Origin of the sequence: Lysobacter niastensis (genome assembly GCF_015453285.1) — a bacterium.
Lineage (GTDB): Bacteria > Pseudomonadota > Gammaproteobacteria > Xanthomonadales > Xanthomonadaceae > Lysobacter_J > Lysobacter_J niastensis.
Map to the genome: position 1 here is coordinate 1 of NZ_JADLZT010000003.1, position 21,147 is coordinate 21,147.

Genomic DNA, 21,147 nt, shown 5'->3' on the forward strand with positions numbered 1-21,147 from the left:
CCGCCCGCTACGCCCGCCTCGGTGCACGCAGCCACCGAAACGCACTTCGGCATTACCGTCGATGACCCGGACCGCTGGCTGGAGGACCTCAAGAGCAAGGACGCGCAGGACTGGATCCGTGCCCAGGCGGACCGTACGCGCTCGGTCCTCGATGCGATCCCCGCGCGGGCGCAGGTACTGGCCGACGTCGAGCGTCTGGAGAAGACCACCGCCAGCAACATCGAAGCGGTGGTGCTGATGCACGGCGAGCGCCTGCTGATCCAGCGCCAGGACGCTGGCGAGGACGTCGCCAAGCTGTACCTGCGCGAGGGCTGGGACGGCGAGGACCGGCTGCTGCTGGACCCGGAGGACTGGCGCAAGCGCACCGGCAAGCCGCACGCGATGAACTACGCCGATCCATCACCGGACGGCCGCCATGTCGTGGTCGGCCTGTCCGAATCGGGTTCGGAGATGGCCTCGGCCTACGTGATCGACCTTGCCAACGGCAAGGTGGTGGAAGGACCGATCAGCCGCGTGCGCTTCGGCATCTCGTGGCTGCCCGATTCGAGCGGCTTCTTCTACAACCGCGAGAACGAAGTCGGGCCCGGCATGTCGGCGGCTGAGCACCAGCTCAACAGCCAGGCCTACCTGCACCTCATGGGCCAGGACATCGCGCGCGACCGTCTCGTGTTCGGTAACCGCTACGACCCGTCGCTGAACATCGCACCGGGACAGCTGCCCATCGTCATCGCCAGCGCCGAGAGTGACTGGCTGATCGGCATGCCCGCGTCGGTCGACAGCCGCCTGACCCTGTTCGCCGCGCCGCGCGCCGAGCTGGGCGCCGAACGCATCCAGTGGCGCAAGCTCGTCACCACCGACGACCAGGCGCGCAGCTTCGTCCTCCACGACAATGCGCTGTACCTGCTCACCGCGAGCAAGCCCAACCGCGAGATCAAGAGGCTCGCGCTGAAGAACGGCAAGCGCTCGACCGTAGTCGCTGAAGGCGCCCTGCCGCTCGACGAGGTTTACTACAGCGGCAATGCTCTCTACTACACGGCCAAGACCGCCAGCGGCGTGGGGATGCAGCTCAACCGCCTGCCGTGGCAGGGCGGCAAGCCCAGTGTGGTCGCGCTGCCGGGCATGGACTCGGTGTTCCCGTATACGGTGCAGGACAAAGTCGACGGCATCGCGGTCGGTGGAGTGGGCTGGGCCCACTTCCCCGACGTGGTGCGCATCGACGCCGAGGGCCGCGTGCATGAAACCAACCTGCAGCCGCCGCCGGCCGGTGTCGACGCCGGCCAGCTGGAAGCGACCATCGTGCAGGTGCCCAGCCACGATGGCGCGATGGTGCCGCTGTCGATCGTGCACCGCCGTGACCTGCGCCGCGACGGTAACAACCCCACCTTCCTGCAGGGCTACGGCGCCTACGGCATCAGCACCAACCCGGCGCTTGTGCCGGCGCACTTCGCCTACTTCGATCGCGGCTTCGTGCGCGCGTTCTGCCACGTGCGCGGCGGCGGCGAGAAGGGCGAGGCCTGGTACCGCGGCGGCTACCAGGAAACCAAGGCCAACACCTGGAAAGACTTCATCGCGTGCGCTGAATACCTTGTGCGCGAGAAGTACACCTCGCCCTCGCGGCTGGGCATTTCGGGCGGCAGCGCCGGCGGCATCCTGATCGGCAACGCGCTGATCGAACGCCCCGACCTGTTCGGTGCGGCGATGCCGCAGGTGGGCGTACTCGATTCCATCGGCGCCGCCCTGCGCGATCCCAATGGCCCGGTGAACTGGCCGGAGTTCGGCGACCCCAACAGCGAAAGCGGATTCAAGTCATTGGTCGGCATGAGCGCGTACCAGAAGGTGCACGACGGCACACCGTTCCCCGCGGTGATGCTCTCGCACGGCTTCAACGATCCGCGCGTGGCGGTCTGGCACTCGGCGAAGATGGCGGCGCGGCTGCAGCGCGCCAGCAGCAGCGACAAGCCGGTGCTGCTCAACATCGACTACGACTCCGGCCACGGCGTCGGCTCGACCCAGAGTTCGGTCAACCGCGAGCGCGCCGACCTGATCAGCTTCATGCTGTGGCAGTTCGGCGTGGATGGGTATGCGCCGAAGCCCGCCGAGGTCCGTCAAGCGGCGAAGTGAACGCGTGCGATCCGCGGCAGGTCATCGTCGCGGGGCAAGAAGGGAAAGGTCCGCAAACCAATGCCCCGGCGTGCCGGGGCATTTTTTATTGATCTTGAGCCGAGGGCGATTCCATCGCCTTGCCTCAGGCTGGATCACGAAGGGCTCGATATACGCCAATCCCCAGGAACAGGCCAATCTGGCAGAGGAACAGAACAAGCCAGGACGCCTTGAGCGCGATCAGGACCAGCGCGGACAGCAAGACCGACATCAATGCCCACAGAAAGCTGTAGTCGTACGCCGCGCCCACCGACTCCATTCGACCGGCGCGAAAGAACGTCACCGCGCACACGAGTGCCAGCATCACCTCGACACTAAGCGCCCCCATACACCTCCCCTTGCGCTTCCGGTCATACACGAGACTACGGAACCCGCCACGGGCTAACAAGCCGGCGCGCCGCGTAGAACCGGGACAAAGACGAAGATCTCAATGCCAGGGGTCGCGGGCGCCTTGCTTGTACCGGGCATTTCTCCGGCGCGATTCCAGCCGCATTTCATGACCATGGACTGGGCCCCGGGATTCTCCGAGGAGATGAAGCCGAGGACGTACTGCAAGGCCCCCGCCGTGGCGTGATCCATGGTGTGTCGGATGAGCGCTTCGCCGACACCTCTTCGTGCGGAAGCACTCGCTACATAAGTACTTGCCTCTGCCAGGAAGGGACGCGTCGCAGGATTATTGTCAAACGGAAGAAGGGCCTGCCATCCGACGACAACACCCTCGTCATCGCACGCCACCCAGAAGCCAAATGGCGGGCGAGCGGAACTGATTCGCTCAAGAAAAAAATCTTCCACGCGATCCACGTCCAGCGCGGGCCTGCCAATCGCGCTATCCACGCCCTCCTGCCAGATGCGGATCACCGCTGGGGCATCGTGCGCTTCGGCCAGTCGAATCGAAGTGTTCATGCTTCCTCAGCTCGCCAATGATGATCGCCAGGGGAACCGGATGGCCCCCTGCTCGTCTGGTTCAGAGCGCAGGTCGATCAGCGACATCCTCACGCAGGATGCGCAGGATCTCGTTCACCGCATCGCCGTTGTCGTACAGGTTGTGCCCCGCATGCATGACCAGCGTCGATGCCGCGCCGGGAAGCAGTGCGCTGCTCAGTGGCACGACGCCGTCGCCCGGCGGATCGATGCCAGGCAGTGCGCCGGCAATGACGTGATAGGGAATGTCGTGGCCGGGCATCAATGCTTCGCCGGCGCGCCGTACCGGCTGCGAAACCTGCAGGGTGGAAATGCTGTTGAGCCTGCCCTGCTGGTAGGTGGCGCGCAGTTCTTCCCGCACCATCTCCGGATGCTCGCGCACCAGCGTCCGCAGCACCCGTATCTCCGTGGTCCGATCGCCGACCAGGATCCGCGCCAGGCGCCCGAGCCAGTTGTCCGCGTTGGGGCTGCCGCGGTGCGGCGCGGCCAGGAAGATGGCGCGGCCCACGCCGGGGTAACGCTCGAACCGGAACACGTCGGGTACCTGCGGCGCTGCCGCCAGCGTGTGGACCGGGAACGCGCGCGGATCGACGGTGAAAGCCGCCGACCACAAGGCGTCGCCACTGTCCACGCACAGCATCCTCGCCACCACGCCGCCGAGACTGTGCCCGATCAGCACCATGCCCGAACGCGCCGCGGCGCGGCCTTCCGGATCCAGTCGCTGCCAGGTTTCGTCGAGATAGCCCTGGGCACGGCGACGTATCACCAGCGTCGGGGCGTTGCTGTTGTAGACCACGTGCCACACCTGGAAGCGCGCATGCAGCTGCGGGCACTGTTCGATGGCCTCGGTGAGACGCGACCAGGCAAGGGCGTCGCCGCCCAGGCCGTGGATCATCACGATCGTGCGCCTGTCGGGATCGAAGGGTTCGCACTGGTAAAGGCCGGCCGCGCCATCACCGTCCTGCAGGCCAAGCAGGCGCAGGGCAGCCGATATGCGGCGCAAGTACAGGCGCGTCGCACTCGAGTGCGGAAGCTGCTGCAATGAAACGCGCATCTTCATGATCCGTCGTCCATAAGGCCGACTGGCATGCGGACCCGACGCCCCCCTCGGCGCAGGACGACCGATGGGCGCCCGGGCATTGGCCCCATTCTAGAACCTGGCGCCGTTAACCTGCCGCGTCGGATCGCACGGCGCGGCGATATGCGACCGGGAGCCCTGGCGCAATGCTATTGCGCGCTACGTGCCACGCCCGCCATCGTAAGATCGCCGGATGATGACCCAACCTGCCTTCGCACCCGACTCCCCAGCCGACATCGATCGACTGATTGCCGCCCACCCGTTCGCGCTGATGATCAGCTCGGCCACCGGCACACCCATCGCGACGCCCTTGCCTCTGTTGATGGAACGCGACGCGGACGACGCGATCACACTGCTGGGCCATATTGCGCGCGTCAGTCCGCACACGGAACTGCTGCGCCGGCAGCCGCGGGCCCTCGTGGTGTTCCTGGGATCGCATGGATACATCTCGCCGTCGTGGCTTGCCGATCGCACCCAGGCGCCGACATGGAACTACGAAACCGTGCATTTCGAGGTCGACGTCGCCTTCGATGACCGCGCCGAGGCCACGCAGACCGCTCTGACTCAACTGGTCGACCATATGGAACGCGGGCGCCCCAATGCCTGGTCGGTGGCTGACATGGGAGCGCGCTATGACATGCTCGCGCAGGCAGTCGTCGCGTTCCGGGCGCGAGTGATCTCGACCAAAGCCAAGTTCAAGCTCGGCCAGAACGAACGGCCCGCTGACCGGGTGGACATCCTCAAGGGCCTGGAGCGCACGGCACAACTGCCACTGCTCGCAGCCATGACGCGGTCCAACCCTTGAGGTAACTCCAATTACGCACCCTTGCGCGCGCGCCACGACTTGAGCAGTTCCGCTTCCTGTTCGCGGGTGAGGCCGGCACGCAGCGTGGCCTGGCGCTCGGCCGGCTGGCTGCGGAACCAGGCGAGCAGGTCGGTCACAGTGGTCTCGAGCGGACGGTAGGTCAGCCCGGCGCGGATCGCGCGCGCGTTGCTGACCGCTCCGTAGCCCGCGTACGGGCCGCTCTTCCTCGACACCCAGATGGGCAGCTCGGGGACCTTCTGTTCTTCCAGGAACTCCGGGGTGACGTGCGTGTAGGTTGGCTTCGCACCCGTGACGGTCTGGCAGGTGCGCAACATCGCATCCATGGTCAACGGCTTTTCCGGGCCGACGGCGTTGAATGCGCCCAGAGTGCCCGCTTCCGCCAGCCGCATCATCCATTCACCCAGGTCGCGGCCGTCGATGACCTGCACTGGGTCGGCACCATCGCCGGGCACCAGCATTTCACCGCCCTGGGCAACGCGGTGTGGCCAATAGGTGAAGCGGTCGGTCTCGTCGCGCGGGCCCACGATGTAACCCGGACGCACGATCGTCACGCGCTCGCCGAACTGCTTGTGCGCTTCGGCCTCGCTCAGCGCCTTGAGTGGGCCGTACAGGTTCTCGATGTCGGCGCGCAGCGACTCCTGCGTCTCGGCCATCGCGTCCTTGCCCTTGTAGACGGCAAGCGCGTCGTCCTCGCTGATGCCGGGCCTGGTTCCGTCGGCATACACCGAGATCGTGGAGATGAAGAGGTAATGGCCGACGTTGCCACGCAGCACCTTGCCGGCATCACGCACCCAGAACGGCAGGCTGGTGGGATTGTCGATGCACACGTCCCACTTGCGCCCCTGCAATGCCTTGAGGTCGCCGGTGTTGCGATCACCGAGCAACTGCTCGACCTCGCCCGGCCACTCCGGCGACGGCTTCTTGCCGCGGTTGAACAGCGTCACCTTGTGCCCGCGCGCCAATGCGTAGTTCACCTGGAACGGGCCGGTGAAGCCGGTGCCGCCCAGGATGAGGATGTTCAGCGGCTTGCTCGCCTTGCCTACGGGCTTGGCGCCATGCGCGAACGCGAACGATGGCAGCGCGGCCGCCGCGGCGGCGAGCGCACTGAACTTGAGCAGGTCACGGCGGGTGGTCATGGAGTGGCTCCTGGCTGAGCGGGCGCACCAGCAGACGCCCCTGCCCCTCGGCTGGCGTCCTCCGGCTGCAAACGGGTCAACTCTAGACCGCCCCCATGGGGGTGCCGCAAGACCCGGAAGGCCAGTCAGACGGCGAGCAGCTTGCCTTTCGGAAGCAGTTCCCGCCCTTCCTCAGGAGCCCCGCACGCGCAGCGTCAGCCCCTTGAGGAAGTTGCGCAGCAGCTGGTCGCCGCACGCGCGGTAATTGTTGTGACCGGGCTGGCGGAACAGCGCCGTCAGCTCCGGCTTGGAGATCGGGAAGCCGGCGGATTCGAAGACCTGGTGCATGTCGACATCCTTCAGCTCGAACGCGACCCGCAGCTTCTTCAGCACCACGTTGTTGGTGACGCGCTTCTCGACCGGCCGCGGCGGCAAACTGTCGTTGCGGCCGCGGCAATAAATCACCAGCCCGTCGAGGAAATGCGCCAGCACCCCGTTGCTGCACTCGGCGTAGTCGGGATCGTCGTCCCGGCGCAGGAAGGCCTGCACGTCCGCTTTCTCAATCGGAAACGCCGGGTCGGCGAGCTTCGCGATCTCGACGACCTTGATGTCGCTGAGGTCGAGCATGTAGCGGATGCTCCGCAGCACGTCGTTGTTGATCATGGGGTTCCCGGGCTGCTGCCGGCCACGGCGTCGAGGCTCCCTAGTTTAGGCCACCGGGCCGTCGAAGGGCGTCCCGCGCTCCCCGGGCCCGGCAAGCGCATACTGCGCTGGCCTGGCTGCCACCGCAGCCGCCCACCACCACACGCACCAGGAGAAGCACATGAGCAAGGGCATGGACCAGAAGAAGGAACAGAAGAAGAAACCGGCCAAGACGATGAAGGAAAAGAAGGCCGAGAAGCGCGACAAGAAGGCGACGAAGGGGTTTTCTCCGCTCTGACGGCATAAGGCCGCCGACTGCCTGCAGGGTGCAATAAGCGAAGCGCATTGCACCCACCCCGCGTCAGGGAGACGCAACAAGCCGACGACCGCACTACTTCTGGTAGATCGCCGTCACCGCGGAGATCCAGTACTGAGCGGCGGTTAACGGCCGTAGCCGCTTCAGGCGTGCCTCCTCGGCGATACTGCCAGCCACGGATTGAGTCGCCAGTGGGGGCTGGATGAAGACGTTGGTATTAGGTGGCTACGGGAACTTCGGCGCCCGCATCTGCCGCGCCTTGGCGGCTGATTCCAATATTGAGCTGCAGGTGGCAGGACGCGACCGCGGGCAGGCGCACCGGCTCGCCGATTCCCTCGGCGGGCGGGCAATGGCCGTATCGATCGACTGCAATGCCTCGGACTTTGGCCAAACGCTGAGTGCGCTGGGTGTCGGCCTGGTGATCCACGTCGCCGGCCCGTTCCAGCAACAGTCGTATGCGGTGGCCCTCGCGGCGGCGCGCGCCGGCGCGCACTACATCGATCTGGCGGATGGCCGCCGCTTCGTCTGCGACTTCCCGCAGGCACTGCACGACACATTCCGGCAGGCCGGGCGAGCGGGCATCAGCGGCGCGAGCACGGTACCTGCCCTGTCTTCGGCTGTCGTCGACCACCTGTGCCCGGATTGGCGAGCCATCGACGCGGTGGACATCTGCATCGCGCCTGCGCAGACGGCGCCGCGGGGTAAGGCCACCCTGGAAGCAGTGCTGAGCTACTGCGGAGAGCCAATCCGCGTCTGGCGTGGAGGGCAATGGACACAAGCGTCAGGCTGGGCTTCGCCCGAGCGTGTTGAGTTCAAGCGGCTGAGCCCACGCATCGGAGCGCTGTGCGACATTCCCGACCTCGAACTGTTCCCGGGGCGATACAGCGTGCGGGACCGCGTGATGTTCCGTGCCGCACTCGAAGTGACCGCGACACAACATGCCTTCGCGCTGCTGGCGGCGTTGCGCAGCAGGGGGCTCCTGATGCAGCCGGGGCGCTGGGCCGGCGCCCTTAATCGCTTCGCTGGCGTGTTCGACTCGCTCGGCACGTCGCTGGGCGGGATGGTCGTTCGAGTCGAAGGGCTCGACAATGCAGGACATCCCGCGCGGCGTGCCTGGCACATCGCAGCGGACAACGACCATGGCCCCGAGATTCCCTGCATGGCCGCGATCGTGCTGGCGCGAAAGCTGGCCGCCAGTGACGCCATGGCATCAGGGGCTTTCACTGCGGCGGGGATGTTGTCGTTGAGAGAGTTCGAGCCGGAGTTCGCCAAGTGGGGCATGGTCACCGACCTCGTCGATGAAGCTCCCGCGTGGTCTCAGGCGACGCTTCCCGCCACTGCACCTTAGACATCGCGATGAATGCAAAGGACGAGAACGTATTGCGCTTCAGCGTGGCGATTGTATGGCTGGCAACGGCGGTCATCAGCCTGTGGGAATTCAACGGCCAGAGCATGGATCTGCTGGTGAACGCAGGCATCGGTAACCGCGTCGTCGCCAAGGCGCTGATTGCGGCGGGCGCGGGTTCCGACCTCCTGCTCGGTGTCGCGATGGCGCTGTGGCCATCGCGGCGCGTCTACCTGTTGGCACTGGCATTCATGTCGGCGATGACGGCAGTGGCCAGCGTGCTCGATCCCTCGCTTTGGTTGCATCCGCTAGGGCCATTGACCAAGAACATCCCCATCGCCGCGGCATTGTCGATACTGATCAGGGCAGCGAGATGACGACCTACCTGGTGGTGAAGTGGATACACGTGCTGTCCAGCGTCGTGCTGGTCGGTACCGGCTTCGGCACGGCGTTCTATCTGTTCTTCGCCAATCGCAGTGGGAACCTCCAGGCACAGGCCGTCGTGGCGCGACTGGTGGTTCGTGCCGATTGGTGGTTCACGACGCCAGCGGTCCTGATCCAGCCCGCCAGCGGCCTACGCCTACACGCTGTCGTCGCGCTACGCCTTCATCGGCGCCAACGCACGGATCAAGCCGCCGGTGCTGCCGGTGTACTTCATCGGCCGGGCCGGCTACCTGGCGCTGGAACGCAAGCTGGACGAAACCTACGTCGACCATCCCCTGAACACGTCGCCCGTCACCGGGCACAGCGCGTTCGAGGAAACCGATGGCGGCACGTACTACGGCGTCGGTGTAGGCACCACGATCCTGCCGCTGCTCGACATCGGCCTGATGGTCAACCAGTACCACTACTCGCAGGTGCAGTACGACCCGTCCAACGGCGACTACCAGCTGTCCGACGACAACCGCGATGCGCGCAGCGTGACCCTGTCGGTCGAGTACCGCTTCTAAGGGCCGGCACCGAGAAAAGGGGCCAGGGTCATTTACCGTCGTGAATGAACCTGTCCCCTTGTTTCCCCACGCTGCTAGCGCACATCGAAATCGATGATGGCATCCCCCGGCGGGAACTCTTTCCTGCGTTCCTGCCAGGCTCCTTCGGGACGCTTTATTCGAAACCGATCGATGACGTAGGGCAAACCTTCGCTCGCCAGGATGTCGGGACCATTCGTCACCTGGAGGTGGAGGTGCGGCTCGCGCGCATCGCCCGAGTTTCCGATCGCCCCTACCACTTCGCCACGGCGTACGCGATCGCCTGTCCGGACGCCTACGCTGCCCGGCTTCAGATGAGCGTAGTAGGCGTACTGGCCGTCGCCCAGGTCGAGTACCACCGAGTTCCCGGCGACCGTATCCATCGTCACAGGGACGGCCGTTTCGAACCCGGCCGCCGTGCGTGGAATGTTGTCCGGCAAGCCGTCCTTGACGTGCACGACCGTCGCATCCGCCACCGCGCGCACTTCGGCGCCGTACGCATGGTAGGAACGCACGTCCCGCGGATCACCGGAAAAGAAGGCGCCATCCTTGCGACGCTTCCAGTCCACGGCATAGCGACGCGAGATCTGCCCGAGCCCGCCAGCCACGATGATGCCTGAGCGGTGGTGCGCACCGGCACTCAACCCGCTCACTGCCACCCACTCCGAGCCCGACAGCGGCGCTGCCAGCGTCCTGAGTTTGACAGCCTGCGTGTCGACGGACGGCCCATCAGTCGCGGCATCGTCTAGCAGCACACGATGCATCAGCTTCCGCGGGGGCATCCGGTCACCGTCGAATGCGATGCACAGGAGTGCAATGGCCATGCGACCAGCGCCCAATGTCGACGCTTCATCGAGCTCACCCCCACCCACGGAAATGAGCTTGCGCCCAAGCTGCGGGCCTGAGAACGAGATGAGAGGGGCGTCAGCGGTACGGGTTCCATCGAAAACCTGGATGCCGCGCAACGGCATAGGCCTGTCCGAGAAGTTCTGGAGATGCAGTTCGTAGATCAGCAGGACATGGCCGCCCGCAGCGAACGCGGTGGGCGCCACCGGTGTGCGAACCTCGAGCTGCACCGGAGGGAACTGAGGGGCGTGAGCGACCGCAGTGGAAATCTCGCTCGCTTCTGATTGGACGTACTCGCATCCACCCGGGAGAGGCAGGTCACTCTGTTGCGTCGCAAATGCCGGAGCGCTCCCAAACAGCACAAGCCCTATTGCGGCTGTGCGCAACCATCCTGTCGACACTTGGTTCTTCCGTGGCTTCTCGTAGCGCAGAGTCTAGCTGAGTAAGTCGCTGCATTGATTGCAGACAAGGGCCAAAGGATCGCCAGCAGCTTTTGGCCGGAAGACGCGGACATGCGAACGCCTGAGTCAAGCTGCGCCGCTTGCACGGATTGTCAGGCCGGCAGATTCGAACGAATCAGGTCCGCGGTTTCCGCAAGTTGCCTGGTGGAAACTTGAACTCGTTCCCGGCGCTGTGCATCCCCGGTTGGATCGTGCGGAGTACCCCTCTGACGTCCGGCGCCATCGAAGGTCGCGAGTTGTGGTGGACCTATGCCCCAGTCACTGCCCTTCTGCCGAGGGACGACATGGAAATGGAAGTGCGGCGTTTCCTGTCCGCTGTAGACCCCGTTGTTCTGGAACGTAAGTATTCCGAGGGGCCGGTAGGTCCTGACGAGCGCCTCCGCAACTCTCCTGGCCGAGAGCATTACCGCCTCGCATTCCTGGTCGGAAAGATCCAGGAGCGTCGCGACGTGCCGGCGTGTGATGACGCAACATTGACCGACTTCGAATTGCCACGGATTGATGACCGTCAACGTATGTTCGCTTTCGTCGATGATCGCCCATCTGTCTTCGCGACCTGCCGTTTCACAAAGGTCGCACGGATCTCTTATGGGAAGTTCGATCATTTGCCTTCTCCGATAAAGCCGGCTGCCCCTGCTCCATCGATCGCCGGGTGACCTAGGCTGCATTGGTCGGAGACGGACATTAGCACCGCGCCGTCCGTCGCGCCCCCCCAATGACCGCTATCGGCCAGAAGCCGAGCAGCAACACCTCACTGCCTTTCGGAGTCAAGCACGTTCCGCGCATCTTCGCGTTGTTCCCGCCACTGCGCCGCAGTCTTACAGACACGTTCCCTGCGGTTGCTACCAAGAACGGGACGACGTTCGCACACCATGCGCTCGTCCTCACCCTGCCTGGCCGCGGCGCCAATCCACTCGATGGAATTGAACAAGTCGAGCTGCTGTTGTTCTGTCAGATCGTCCGTCGACCCCTTGCCTTCGATGACCTTGAGAACGTGGGCCTGCCTCTGCAACAACTCGCCGCGTTCGGCTTCACTGAGGTTGTCGTAAGGGGGCTTGCGTGCCTCGACGTCGGCTCGTATCTGTGCCTGCTGTGTGCGAATGTCGTCGACAGAGCGGGGGTAATCACCGGCAGCGGACACACTCATCGATGCCAGGATCAGGGGAATCAATACATAACGGTTCATAGCGCCCTAGGTAATCTGTTGACCAAGTTTGAACAGTGTTAACATTTAAGCTACCGGACAAACTTGGCAGTGTAAAGATGCCCAGGAAGATTGCTGCGCCCAAGCCCCCCGATCCGCCGCGATATCACCACGGCGATTTACGGGCAGCCTTGATCCAGGCCACGGATGCAATCCTGTCGGAGAACGGGGTGGAAGGCTTCACGCTTCGAGAGGCCGCCCGGCGCGCGGGCGTCTCGGCTGCGGCGCCGGCATACCACTTTGGCAGCTCAGCCGGACTGTTGTCGGAGGTCGCAGCCCTGGGGTTCGATCAGCTGGCCGCGCACCTGGAGGTCGACCCGGAAAAGGGTTCGCCAACCCAACGCCTGCGCCAACAAGGGGTCGGCTATGTGCGCTTCGCGCTCTCGCACCCCGGGCGTTTCCAGTTGATGTTCCGCCGCGATTTGCTCAGTGCCGAGCATGAAGGATTGAAGGCAGCTGGCGATCGCGCTTTCGGACAACTTGTATCAGCCATTCGCTCCATGCACGGGATTCCGGCCGACCAGCCGCTGAGCCCCGGTGAGCGAGCGGAGGTGCTTGCAGCCTGGTCGTTGGTTCATGGATTCGCGCGCCTTGCGTTGGATACCGAGTTGTCGCACTTGCACCAGGGTGCCAACAACCAGGAGCTACTGGAAACGGTGCTTCCGCGCATTCTTGAAAGCCAGTGGCCGGACCCATGAGGTCAAACTCCAGCTTGGATGAGGAACTCCTCCCTGGGGCCTGCTGTTCTGTCGCGGGGTAGTACACGCCTGCTCGTCAAAGCGTCTGTTTCTTCCAATCGGGATCACGCGCCTCGCGCGCTGAGCAAATGCGCAGCCTCGCGCAGATCAGCTGTCTGAAAGCCTTCGTTGAAGCGTAGATACGTGGCGCTCAGATCGGTCAGAGCTTGTGCACCGTCCTCGCTGGTCAGTCGAGCCCGGGTCATCGCAGAACGCAGCTCCCATGCCAGTGCGCCTTGTTGCTGCGAGATCCGGAGGGACGCTTCGATGCAGGCGCTGGCCTGCGGAAGCGCGGCGGCGTCGTCAGACTTCGCCAGCAGATCTGCCTTGATGCGCAGCGCTTCGGCCAGGTACCAGCGTTCCCCGCTCAGGTCGCACCACTGGATGGCGTCCTCGATCGTCGCCAGGGCATCCGTTGGCCGGCCGACCATCGCCTGTCCCTTCGCCAGTTCGCACAGGTACCACGAACGACGTAGCAGGTGACCCGCGGCGCGCACGTTGCCCAGCGCCTGCTCCAGGCGTGCGACTCCCGAGGAATCTCCTCGTGACACCATGACGATGCCCTGTACACACGAGACCAGCTGGCTGCCGATGAGCGATACGTTCTCCGGCACCATGTCGAGGATCTCCGACAGGTGCCGCTCCGCGGCGAGCCGGTCACCGGTGTGGAGCGACAAGGGTATTGCGACCTGCCCCAGCGCGGTGAACACCGACAGGGGATGATCGGCATGTCTCGCGTCGTCCACTGCGCTTTCCGCCATCCTTACAGCCTGGTCGGGACATCCCTGCAGCCACAGCACGTTGGCCAGCGTGGCGCGCGCCATGCTGCGTGGTTCGTACTGATAACGATCGATGTGCGATTGCCGCGCGAGTGACTCGTAGTCGCGGAGCATCCGTTCCGTTCGACGACGTGCGCTGTGCAAGCGGCCGAGGTAATAAAGCGTGGTGCCGATCAGGCGGTCGCAACTGAGCTGATCGGCGCGGTCTCCGTGTGTTCGCGCCACGGTACGGAAGCGGCGGAGATAGTCCAGGGCACGACGATAATCGCCCGCAAAGTTCAGGTGCAGCGGAAGCCCCCACAGCATCCTCAGCCGGTAGACCGTGTCGCCGGCCTGATCGGCGAGTTGCAGCGCTTCGTTCCAGAGCGACTCCGCATCTCCGCGAGGGCCGCGCGTGTGCAGCAGGACCACGGCCAAGGCCGCCTTCAGCGGCAGCGCTTCCTTCGGCGCCAGCGATCGGCCAAGGCGGTCATCGTCGAGTGCGCGCTGAAGGTTGTCGCGGCACTCCGTCAGCAACGACAGGTGCAACCACAGTGGAATGGCCGCGATCCTGAGCGCGAGGCAAAGCTCAGGGTCGCCCTCATCGGAGACGGCCCAGTCGATGGCACACCTGACGTCATCCAGGGATTCACCCTGCCCGGCGAACCCTGCCGCGCCGTGCTGCTCATGGGACTGTTGCTCGGCCTGTACCAGCGCCTGAAGCTGGAACTGCGCGTGTCTTCGGCGCGCCTGCCTTCCCTCGCCCGCCACATCCAGTTGCTGGCCGGCGTAGGCGCGCGTCGTGTCCAGCAGGCGATAGCGCACGGATGCCGCATCGTCGGCGAGCACGAGCGATTTAGCGATCAGACCTCCCATCACGCCGACGGCGTCGACGTCATCTCCCACGACGCCGGCGGCGCTTGCCAGCGCGAAGCCACCGGGAAACACCGACAGGCGCCGGAAGAGTGTCTGCTCGTCCCGCGACAGAAGACCGTAGCTCCAGTCCAGCGTATCCCACAGGCTTGCATGACGGGGCAGTGCCCCGCGACGTTCAAGCCGGAGCAGTCGCAGCCGATCCTCCAGCAGCGCCAGCAGATCGCGCAGCGGGTAGGCATCGACGCGCGTGGCTGCCAGCTCGATGGACAGAGGAATGCCCTCGAGCCTCGTGCACACCGCGACCACGAGTGGAACGTCGGCATCGTCGAACCTGAAGCGCTGGCTGCTCGCCAGAGCGCGCTCCACGAACAGCCGGACTGCCGAGTAGGACATGGCCTCGCTCGCCGAAAGCGGCCGCTTGCCATCAGGACATGTCAGCGGTTCGAGCCGATGGACCAGTTCTCCCACGACACGCAGCGGCTCTCGCGACGTGGCCAGGAATCGGATGCCGGGCAAGGCCGCCAGCAGGCGCTCCAGCAACGCGCTCGTTGCATCCAGCACCCGCTCGCAGCAATCCATCACGACCATCGCATTACGGCCGCGCAGCGCGGTGGCCAGCTCGGCGGCAACATCCTCGGAGTGAACTGCGACACCCAGCGCCCGCGCGACGGCAGCCGCCACGAATCCCGGATCGGAGATCGCGCCCAGGTCGACGAAATGGACGTCACCCTCGAACGAGTCGTCGAATCGCTCCGCCACCGCAAGCGAAACCAGCGTCTTACCGATTCCGCCCGGCCCGACGATCGACACCAGCCGATGCGATTGCAGGGACGCCACGAGCGCCGGGACAACCGCGTCGCGACCGATCAAGCGAGTGGGAAGGCAGGGCAGCGTGGCGGCCGGCGGCATCGCAGCGGTCATGCCTGCTTCGTGAGGCTCGTGCATGACGGGCGCGACGAACATGTAGCCGCGTCCTGGAACGTTGACCACGAACCTGCGGGCATCGCGGTCATCGCGAAGGACCTTTCGCAATTCGGCTACCGCCACCTTCAGGCTGCCCTCCCCGACGACCGTGCTTGGCCATACCCGCGAGGTCAGCTCCCGCTTGGTGACCACCTGCCCCGCATGCTCGACAAGCACGATCAACACATCGAGCGCTCGGCTGCCAAGCGCGACCTTCTCTCCGTCCTCCAGCAGGATCCGTTGGTTAGGCACCAACCTGAAGGAGCCGAAAGCGAAGCTCGCGTCATCCTGGATCGCTGGATGGTTGACCATGGCGGCACGCTGGGAGGCGGAGTGTTCCTCCGGCCGCTCAAGGCTCGACTCACCCCGATTCACTGTCAAGGCGGGTGGCGCGATGGCTCCTCGGCGCGCGCCACCCAGGGCGAAGCGCGAGTGTCGTCATGCCGTCGCGCATTCATCGGTAAACGCCCGGCCTTACCACTCTTAACCCGGATTGACTCGTGTCCGCGCCCGCCGGCCCATAGGCTGGTCCCCACTCGATGGCAACACAGCAACGCGGCAGGACGCCGCTCTGCGAGCCGGATGAGTACAAGGTCGGGCACCGGGACCTGCGGATGCCGAAAGCGACCAGGACGACACGTCGTCCAACCTCCCCCAACTGGTCCGTCGCATGGCGACGTAACTCTCGAAGGATCTCTCCAATGCGTTTGCACGACAAAGTGGTGCTCGTCACCGGCGCCGCCAGCGGCATCGGCCATGCCGTGGTTGAACTGTTCGCCAGCGAAGGCGCTCGCGTGGTCGCCACCGATATTTCCATCCCTCTCGCTCCCTACCCCGCTGGCGTGGAGTCGATGACACTCGACGTCACCAGCGAGGACGACTGGGCCAAGGCCGTCTCCGCCGTCGTCGCCAAGCACGGCAAGCTCGACGTGCTCATCAACAATGCCGGCATCATTGCTTACGAACCGCTACACGAGCTGGGCATCCAGGCATGGAACCGGATGATCGCGGTTGACCAGACCGGTGTCTTCCTCGGTATGCGCGAAGCGGTTCGCGTAATGCGCCAGCGCAAGCACGGCTCCATCGTCAACATCTCGTCGATCTGGGGCAGTGCGGCCGTCGCTGGTGCGCATTCCTACCACGCGGCGAAGGGAGCGGTGCGCAACATGTCCAAGAACGCCGCGATGACCTATGTAGGCGAAGGCATCCGCGTCAACTCCGTGCACCCGGGCTTCATCGCCACCCCGTTGACCGACGCACAGGCAAAGAACCTCAACGACCAGGTGATCGACGCCACGCCGATGAAGCGCGCCGGCACGCCGGTGGAAGTCGCCTACGGCTGCCTGTTCCTCGCGTCCGACGAATCGAGCTACGTGACCGGCACCGAGCTGGTGATCGACGGCGGCTACCTGGCCCAGTGAAGGACGCGTATCCGATGGAGTTCAGTACAGTCGTTCAGGAGCGCATCGACGCCTGGAACGAAGCCTCGCTGGCCTTCGGCCCCCTGTTGCGCGGCGAATCGAGAGCGTGGACCGAGGCGCGCCAGAACTATGTGGGCGTGCTGGCCGAGCACCCCACTCCGGAAGGCGTTTCGATCGAGGAGATCGACATGGGCGGCATTCCCGCCACTGTCGTCTCGCCCGAGACGATCGTGGGCGATCGCGTTCTGCTCTACCTCCACGGCGGCGGCTACATCGCAGGCAGTCCCGCCGGTTACCACGGCCTGGCGGGCCATTTCGCCAAGCTGCTCAATGCACGGGTCTACATGCCCGACTACCGGCTGGCGCCCGAGCACCCGTTTCCTGCCGCGATAGAGGACTCGCTCGCGGCGTATGCGTGGCTGCTCGATCAGGGCCACTCACCCGGATCGATCGTTTTTTCGGGCGACTCGGCCGGAGGCGCCATGGTGGTGTCGGTGATGGTCGCGGCGAAACGGGCGGGCCTGCCTCTGCCGGCGGCAGGCGCAGCCTTGTCACCCTGGGCCAACCTGGAGCATTCCGGCGCGTCCATGGCAACGCGCGATGGTGTCGATCCGACGGTGAGCCTGGCGGGCCTGAACCTGATGGCGCGAGCCTTCCTCGACGGCGTGCCGAAGAGTGACCCGGACGCCTCGCCCGTCTTTGCGGACGTGCGCGGCCTGCCGCCGATCCTCGTCCACATCGGCGAACGGGAGGTGATGCTGAGCGATGCCATGCGGCTGGCCGAACACCTGGCCGAGAATCGCGTGCGGGTGAGCCTGGAGGTGTGGCCCGGCATGTTCCATGTCTGGCATCTGTTCGCGGCCGTATTGCCGGAAGGCATGCAGGCGCTTACAGGAGCGGCGGCGTTCCTGGACGCCGCCATGTCGCGTCACGTGGCAACAAAGTGACAAAAAAGGGGTCAGGGTCATTTACCGCCCTGAATGAACCTGACCCCTTATCTTCTTGACCAGCGCGACATCCGGTGCGCGGTGACCGACTACAGCGCTCGGACCCGTTTCGACTAGGCAGTCTTCCGGTCATCGCGGGCTGCTCCCAACGTCGGCTGGTGGCCAAAAAGGAGACTGACATGTCCCGTTCGGGTTCCATCACACGAGCCTGGTTCCTGGCGTTGTTGCTTGGCGCCCTGCCCGCGGTTGAGACGAGCGCCGAGGTACGGCCTTTTCCTGCCGACTTCCACGCAAGCCAGATGCCGGTGGCCGGTGGCACGCAGTACGTGCGCGTCGGAGGAAAGGGCCCCGCGGTGGTGCTGCTGCATGGCTTCGGCGACACAGGCGACATGTGGGAGCCGCTGGCGGCCAGGCTCGTCAAGGACCACCTGGTCATCGTGCCGGATCTTCGCGGCATGGGACTGTCGTCGCACCCCGAAGACGGTTACGAGAAGGCGGCGCAGGCCCGCGACCTGGCCGGCATCCTCGACAAGTTGAAGGTCGAGAAGGCGCAGCTGGTGACCCACGATATCGGCAACATGGTCGGATACGCACTCGCCACGCACTATCCGGGCCGGGTGACGGCCTGGGTGGTCATGGATGCTCCACTCCCCGGGATGGGCACGTGGCAGGCTCAACTGGTGAACCCGAAAGTCTGGCACTTCAACTTCCGCGGTCCTGACGTCGAACGCCTGGTGGCGGGGCGCGAGCGCATCCTGCTCGATCGATTCTACAACGACCTCGGTGGCGACCCTGCCCGCATCGACGAACAGACACGCCAGCACTATGCCGCGCTCTATGCCCGGCCGAACGCCATCCACAACGCATTCGGCGGGCAATTCGAGGCGTTCTCGCGCGACGCAGAAGAGAACAAGGCCACCTTCGCCAAGAAGGGCAAGCTGGATATTCCGGTCCTGGCGATCGGTGGCGACAAATCGTATGGCGCTTCCATGAAGTCCGAGGTGGAGTACGTCGCATCGAACGTCGAAGGCGCCGTCATCCAGAACTCTGGACACTGGATCATGGAGGAACAACCGCAGCAGGCCATCGACCTGATCGTGCCATTCCTTGCCAGGCACTGAGCGAACGGGGAATAAGGGGTCGCGAAGCGGCAGTGGCTAGACTGGCCGCATGACACGCCGCTCCGTGCAAACCGCGCTTGCCGCCCTCGCACTCTTCATCGCGATCACTTTCGCCCTGTGGGTCGCGACTGGCACGCCGCTCCATTGGACCAAGGGCGTCGTCCTGCCCGGTTCGTGTACACGCGAGGGAAACTCGTACGCATGCCAGGTGGAACTCGTGCCCGACGGGACGCATGTGACGGTGCGGTCCGATGCAGCGCTTGCCGCGGGGCGCGGGGTCGAGCTGCGCGTATGGCACGACATGGTGTCGGGCACCGACACCTACACCGTCGTGCGCTGATGCGATGGGAGCAGGTTCATTTGCCGCCAGCCGACAAACGGGCCTGCCCCTTGTCGGCCATTACTGGCTCCTGAGCTCCATGCGGCCTGAGGCCACTTTGGCCGCGTAATCGATGATCTCCTGGGCTGTCATCCCAGCCACTTCATCCTTGATCCGGGAGATCGATGGCCGCTGCAACTCCGGATTACGCACGATCTCGCCAGCGCTTTGCACGCCCTTCAAATTGATGGCAATCATTGCCATCGAAAGCTTCTGCCAGTCGTCGCCAGGAAGCTCCTCCGACATCTTGCGGAACGAAGCTTCCGCCGACTCATTCGACGTTGCATCCAAGCGAGTGGCTGCTTGCCGGCTCGGCGAGGAGGCACATGCCGTCAACAGCATCAACAACACCGAAATGACCAGGTTTTTCATGACACCCCTCCCCATGAGGCCAGACGCCTTAATTGAGCCGATCCGCGAAGCAGCTTCGGCTCGGATGAGTGGTCATACCTGCCGCCCTCACTCTGCCGCTTCTGGAAAATGCAGATTGAACTTTGCCTGGAACAGGACCTTGTTGCCCGTCTTGCAAGTAAAGGTTTCCGCCTGCTTCGCCCTGTCAGGCGTTGTCATCGCGAAGACGTAGTACATGGGATTGAAGAAATGCCCATTCGCCCCTTCCAGCTCAAACTCATGCGATTGCGACGTTACGTCTTTAGCCAGCACCTTGGACGGGTTTCCCGGCGATGTCGGATGGGATGTCTCGACCTGGCACTGGAGCTTTGTCCCGATCTCATTCGCCGTGTAATCGAACTCAAAGCCAAACCATGTACAACGCTTTGTGGCGCCGTCGTAAACGCAGCGACTTTGGTCCGTCACGAGGATGTCCTGCGTCTCATGGCAGATCCAGCCATCAGCTACTCGCGCTGATTTCGGGGAGGAGCACACCAGGCCGGACTTGAAGTTCGCAATCTCTATGGCAGCCGCAGGCGAGCTGGCAAGAATCAGGAGCGACGCTATGGCAAGCCGCATACATTCTCCGCAGGATGACTACCTGGTTGACGGCCCCATGGGGACCGCGATGCATTGATTCCAGCGCGAGACTACGGGAAGCCGGGACCGGCTAACAAGCCGCCCATGCGGCGCGATGCCATTGCGCCCTATCGGCTACAGCCCGCCCCCCCAACGGCGCTGCCACGACACCCCGATGGCGTCGAAGTTGTTGCCGGTGCGTGCAGACACGCCGCTGCTCACGGCGAACTTGATCGAGTTCAAGGGGTCCACCGGCAACGCCAGGGAGGCGCCCACGCGCCAGTTCTGCTGCAGGTCGCGATTCCGGACGCCGTCCACCTCCGAACGCCCGCCGGCAAACCAGGTCGCATCGAACGACCACCACACGCCGGACGCCAGCCCGCGGATGACGTGCCCCTGCAGCGAATACACCGGGTCCTGCGAGCGCGTGGTGCCACGGAAGAACTCGTCGTTGTCGGTGAAGAAGGTCGCCGCCGCCTGCAGCTCCAGCGTCCACGGGCCTGCGGCCTTGGACAGGCCGAGCTCCGGCTTGAACGACCAGCGGTTGCTGCTGATGTTGATGATCCGGTCCGGGTCGTATTGCCCCAGCGGCGGCGCCACCTGCAGGCTCGCGCCGACGATCAGGTCCTGCTTCCACTCCCGCAGCTCCGGCAGCGACAGCGCCGGCGCGCCATGGAAGTTCACCGACATCCGGAACGCCGGCCGGCCGAAGCCAGTGACGTTGCGTTCGACCGGCTCGCCGTTCAACTCCGCGCTTCCGCGCAACTGCGTGTACGGCACGATCGCGTCGAACTTGGCCGACCGCCCCCACAGCTCGAACACGTGGGCATAGGCCATCACCAGGCTGGTCGTGCGCAGGTCCTCGTTGGTGACCGGCACCGTGGAGTCGGACGGCAGGCCGCCCCGGGTCTCCACCGCGCCGGCGATGAAAAAGTTCACGCCGATGGGGGCATTGGAATACGCGCGCGGTTCGATCTCCTGTGCAGGCGCACGCCACGCCATCACGGCCAGCGCCACCGCGGTCACGCAGCGGAGCCACCCGGCGATCTGTCCCCTCAACCGTGTCTGGCGCATTGGCTGCATCGGCTCCCAGT

The 21,147-nt window shown here is 64.9% G+C and carries 22 protein-coding genes and 1 pseudogene; 11 read left to right on the forward strand and 12 right to left on the reverse strand.

Annotation, left to right across the window (positions count from 1 at the left end; translation table 11 throughout):
- Window positions 1–2,121: prolyl oligopeptidase family serine peptidase (locus IU514_RS05025; protein WP_194930013.1), on the forward strand; the 2,121-nt coding region annotated here is incomplete at its 5' end.
- Window positions 2,122–2,245: 124 nt separating this feature from the next.
- Here the strand turns inward: IU514_RS05025 and IU514_RS05030 are convergent.
- From IU514_RS05030 to IU514_RS05040, 3 genes are all read right to left on the reverse strand, one after another.
- The gene (locus IU514_RS05030; RefSeq protein ID WP_194930014.1) at window positions 2,246–2,464 is read right to left on the reverse strand and encodes a hypothetical protein; all 219 of its coding nucleotides are present in this window, start codon (window positions 2,462–2,464) and stop codon (window positions 2,246–2,248) included.
- 77 nt (window positions 2,465–2,541) lie between these two features.
- Window positions 2,542–3,063: a GNAT family N-acetyltransferase gene (locus tag IU514_RS05035; RefSeq protein WP_194930015.1), complete on the reverse strand. Its 522-nt coding sequence runs from the start codon at window positions 3,061–3,063 to the stop codon at window positions 2,542–2,544.
- 61 nt (window positions 3,064–3,124) lie between these two features.
- A complete protein-coding gene (locus tag IU514_RS05040; RefSeq protein ID WP_194930016.1) occupies window positions 3,125–4,141 on the reverse strand; it encodes an esterase/lipase family protein in 1,017 nt (338 codons plus the stop codon).
- Window positions 4,142–4,355: 214 nt separating this feature from the next.
- Between IU514_RS05040 and IU514_RS05045 the strand changes: the two genes are divergently transcribed.
- On the forward strand, window positions 4,356–4,964 hold the full coding sequence (locus tag IU514_RS05045; RefSeq protein ID WP_194930017.1) for an FMN-binding negative transcriptional regulator: 609 nt from the start codon (window positions 4,356–4,358) through the stop codon (window positions 4,962–4,964).
- Window positions 4,965–4,975: 11 nt separating this feature from the next.
- Here IU514_RS05045 and IU514_RS05050 read toward each other — a convergent pair whose 3' ends face one another.
- Window positions 4,976–6,121 (reverse strand): SDR family oxidoreductase, encoded by a 1,146-nt coding sequence (locus IU514_RS05050; RefSeq protein ID WP_194930018.1) that lies wholly within the window; start codon window positions 6,119–6,121, stop codon window positions 4,976–4,978.
- Window positions 6,122–6,292: 171 nt separating this feature from the next.
- Window positions 6,293–6,763: a YehS family protein gene (locus IU514_RS05055; protein ID WP_194930019.1), complete on the reverse strand. Its 471-nt coding sequence runs from the start codon at window positions 6,761–6,763 to the stop codon at window positions 6,293–6,295.
- A gap of 497 nt (window positions 6,764–7,260) precedes the next feature.
- On the opposite strand from IU514_RS05055, the gene IU514_RS05060 reads away from it, so the two are divergent.
- The 4 genes and pseudogenes from IU514_RS05060 (at window position 7,261) to IU514_RS18910 (ending at window position 9,353) form a co-directional block, all read left to right on the forward strand.
- Entirely contained in the window at window positions 7,261–8,406 is a 1,146-nt protein-coding gene (locus IU514_RS05060; RefSeq protein ID WP_194930020.1) for a saccharopine dehydrogenase family protein, read from the forward strand.
- Between the two features lie 8 nt (window positions 8,407–8,414).
- A complete protein-coding gene (locus IU514_RS05065; RefSeq protein WP_194930021.1) occupies window positions 8,415–8,780 on the forward strand; it encodes a DoxX-like family protein in 366 nt (121 codons plus the stop codon).
- A pseudogene (locus tag IU514_RS19210) lies at window positions 8,777–8,992 on the forward strand (DUF2269 family protein); the annotation flags it as partial. The gene IU514_RS05065 and the pseudogene IU514_RS19210, both read left to right, overlap by 4 nt.
- Window positions 8,993–9,041: 49 nt before the next feature.
- Complete coding sequence (locus tag IU514_RS18910) at window positions 9,042–9,353, forward strand: hypothetical protein (protein ID WP_228760512.1); 312 nt, start codon at window positions 9,042–9,044, stop codon at window positions 9,351–9,353.
- A 74-nt stretch (window positions 9,354–9,427) separates the two neighbouring features.
- On the opposite strand, the gene IU514_RS05075 is transcribed toward IU514_RS18910, so the two are convergent.
- The 3 genes from IU514_RS05075 to IU514_RS05085 all read right to left on the reverse strand — a co-directional run bounded on the left by IU514_RS05075 (window position 9,428) and on the right by IU514_RS05085 (window position 11,864).
- Window positions 9,428–10,423: a peptidoglycan DD-metalloendopeptidase family protein gene (locus IU514_RS05075; RefSeq protein WP_194930023.1), complete on the reverse strand. Its 996-nt coding sequence runs from the start codon at window positions 10,421–10,423 to the stop codon at window positions 9,428–9,430.
- A 347-nt stretch (window positions 10,424–10,770) separates the two neighbouring features.
- Window positions 10,771–11,346: an HIT family protein gene (locus IU514_RS19215; RefSeq protein ID WP_425492002.1), complete on the reverse strand. Its 576-nt coding sequence runs from the start codon at window positions 11,344–11,346 to the stop codon at window positions 10,771–10,773.
- An 83-nt stretch (window positions 11,347–11,429) separates the two neighbouring features.
- Window positions 11,430–11,864, reverse strand: a complete 435-nt coding sequence (locus IU514_RS05085) for a hypothetical protein (RefSeq protein WP_194930025.1) — start codon at window positions 11,862–11,864, stop codon at window positions 11,430–11,432.
- 77 nt (window positions 11,865–11,941) lie between these two features.
- On the opposite strand from IU514_RS05085, the gene IU514_RS05090 reads away from it, so the two are divergent.
- Window positions 11,942–12,580 carry a TetR/AcrR family transcriptional regulator gene (locus tag IU514_RS05090; RefSeq protein ID WP_194930026.1) on the forward strand — a complete coding sequence of 213 codons (639 nt, stop codon included), beginning with the start codon at window positions 11,942–11,944 and terminating at the stop codon, window positions 12,578–12,580.
- A 104-nt stretch (window positions 12,581–12,684) separates the two neighbouring features.
- Here the strand turns inward: IU514_RS05090 and IU514_RS05095 are convergent, their stop codons facing one another.
- Window positions 12,685–15,528: an ATP-binding protein gene (locus tag IU514_RS05095; RefSeq protein WP_194930027.1), complete on the reverse strand. Its 2,844-nt coding sequence runs from the start codon at window positions 15,526–15,528 to the stop codon at window positions 12,685–12,687.
- A 389-nt stretch (window positions 15,529–15,917) separates the two neighbouring features.
- Here IU514_RS05095 and IU514_RS05100 point away from each other — a divergent pair, with 389 nt between their 5' ends.
- The 4 genes from IU514_RS05100 to IU514_RS05115 all read left to right on the forward strand — a co-directional run bounded on the left by IU514_RS05100 (window position 15,918) and on the right by IU514_RS05115 (window position 19,045).
- Window positions 15,918–16,637, forward strand: a complete 720-nt coding sequence (locus IU514_RS05100; RefSeq protein ID WP_194930028.1) for an SDR family NAD(P)-dependent oxidoreductase — start codon at window positions 15,918–15,920, stop codon at window positions 16,635–16,637.
- Window positions 16,634–17,584: an alpha/beta hydrolase gene (locus tag IU514_RS05105; protein WP_324187785.1), complete on the forward strand. Its 951-nt coding sequence runs from the start codon at window positions 16,634–16,636 to the stop codon at window positions 17,582–17,584. Before IU514_RS05100 ends, IU514_RS05105 begins: the two co-directional genes overlap by 4 nt.
- A 179-nt stretch (window positions 17,585–17,763) precedes the next feature.
- The gene (locus tag IU514_RS05110) at window positions 17,764–18,705 is read left to right on the forward strand and encodes an alpha/beta fold hydrolase (RefSeq protein ID WP_194930029.1); all 942 of its coding nucleotides are present in this window, start codon (window positions 17,764–17,766) and stop codon (window positions 18,703–18,705) included.
- A gap of 49 nt (window positions 18,706–18,754) precedes the next feature.
- Window positions 18,755–19,045, forward strand: a complete 291-nt coding sequence (locus IU514_RS05115; protein WP_194930030.1) for a hypothetical protein — start codon at window positions 18,755–18,757, stop codon at window positions 19,043–19,045.
- Between the two features lie 60 nt (window positions 19,046–19,105).
- On the opposite strand, the gene IU514_RS05120 is transcribed toward IU514_RS05115, so the two are convergent.
- The 3 genes from IU514_RS05120 to IU514_RS05130 all read right to left on the reverse strand — a co-directional run bounded on the left by IU514_RS05120 (window position 19,106) and on the right by IU514_RS05130 (window position 21,127).
- Entirely contained in the window at window positions 19,106–19,456 is a 351-nt protein-coding gene (locus tag IU514_RS05120) for a DUF6694 family lipoprotein (protein ID WP_194930031.1), read from the reverse strand.
- An 87-nt stretch (window positions 19,457–19,543) separates the two neighbouring features.
- The gene (locus IU514_RS05125) at window positions 19,544–20,053 is read right to left on the reverse strand and encodes a hypothetical protein (protein ID WP_194930032.1); all 510 of its coding nucleotides are present in this window, start codon (window positions 20,051–20,053) and stop codon (window positions 19,544–19,546) included.
- 135 nt (window positions 20,054–20,188) lie between these two features.
- Window positions 20,189–21,127, reverse strand: coding sequence for a transporter (locus IU514_RS05130; protein ID WP_228760514.1), 939 nt, complete (start codon window positions 21,125–21,127; stop codon window positions 20,189–20,191).
- Window positions 21,128–21,147 lie beyond the last annotated feature (20 nt).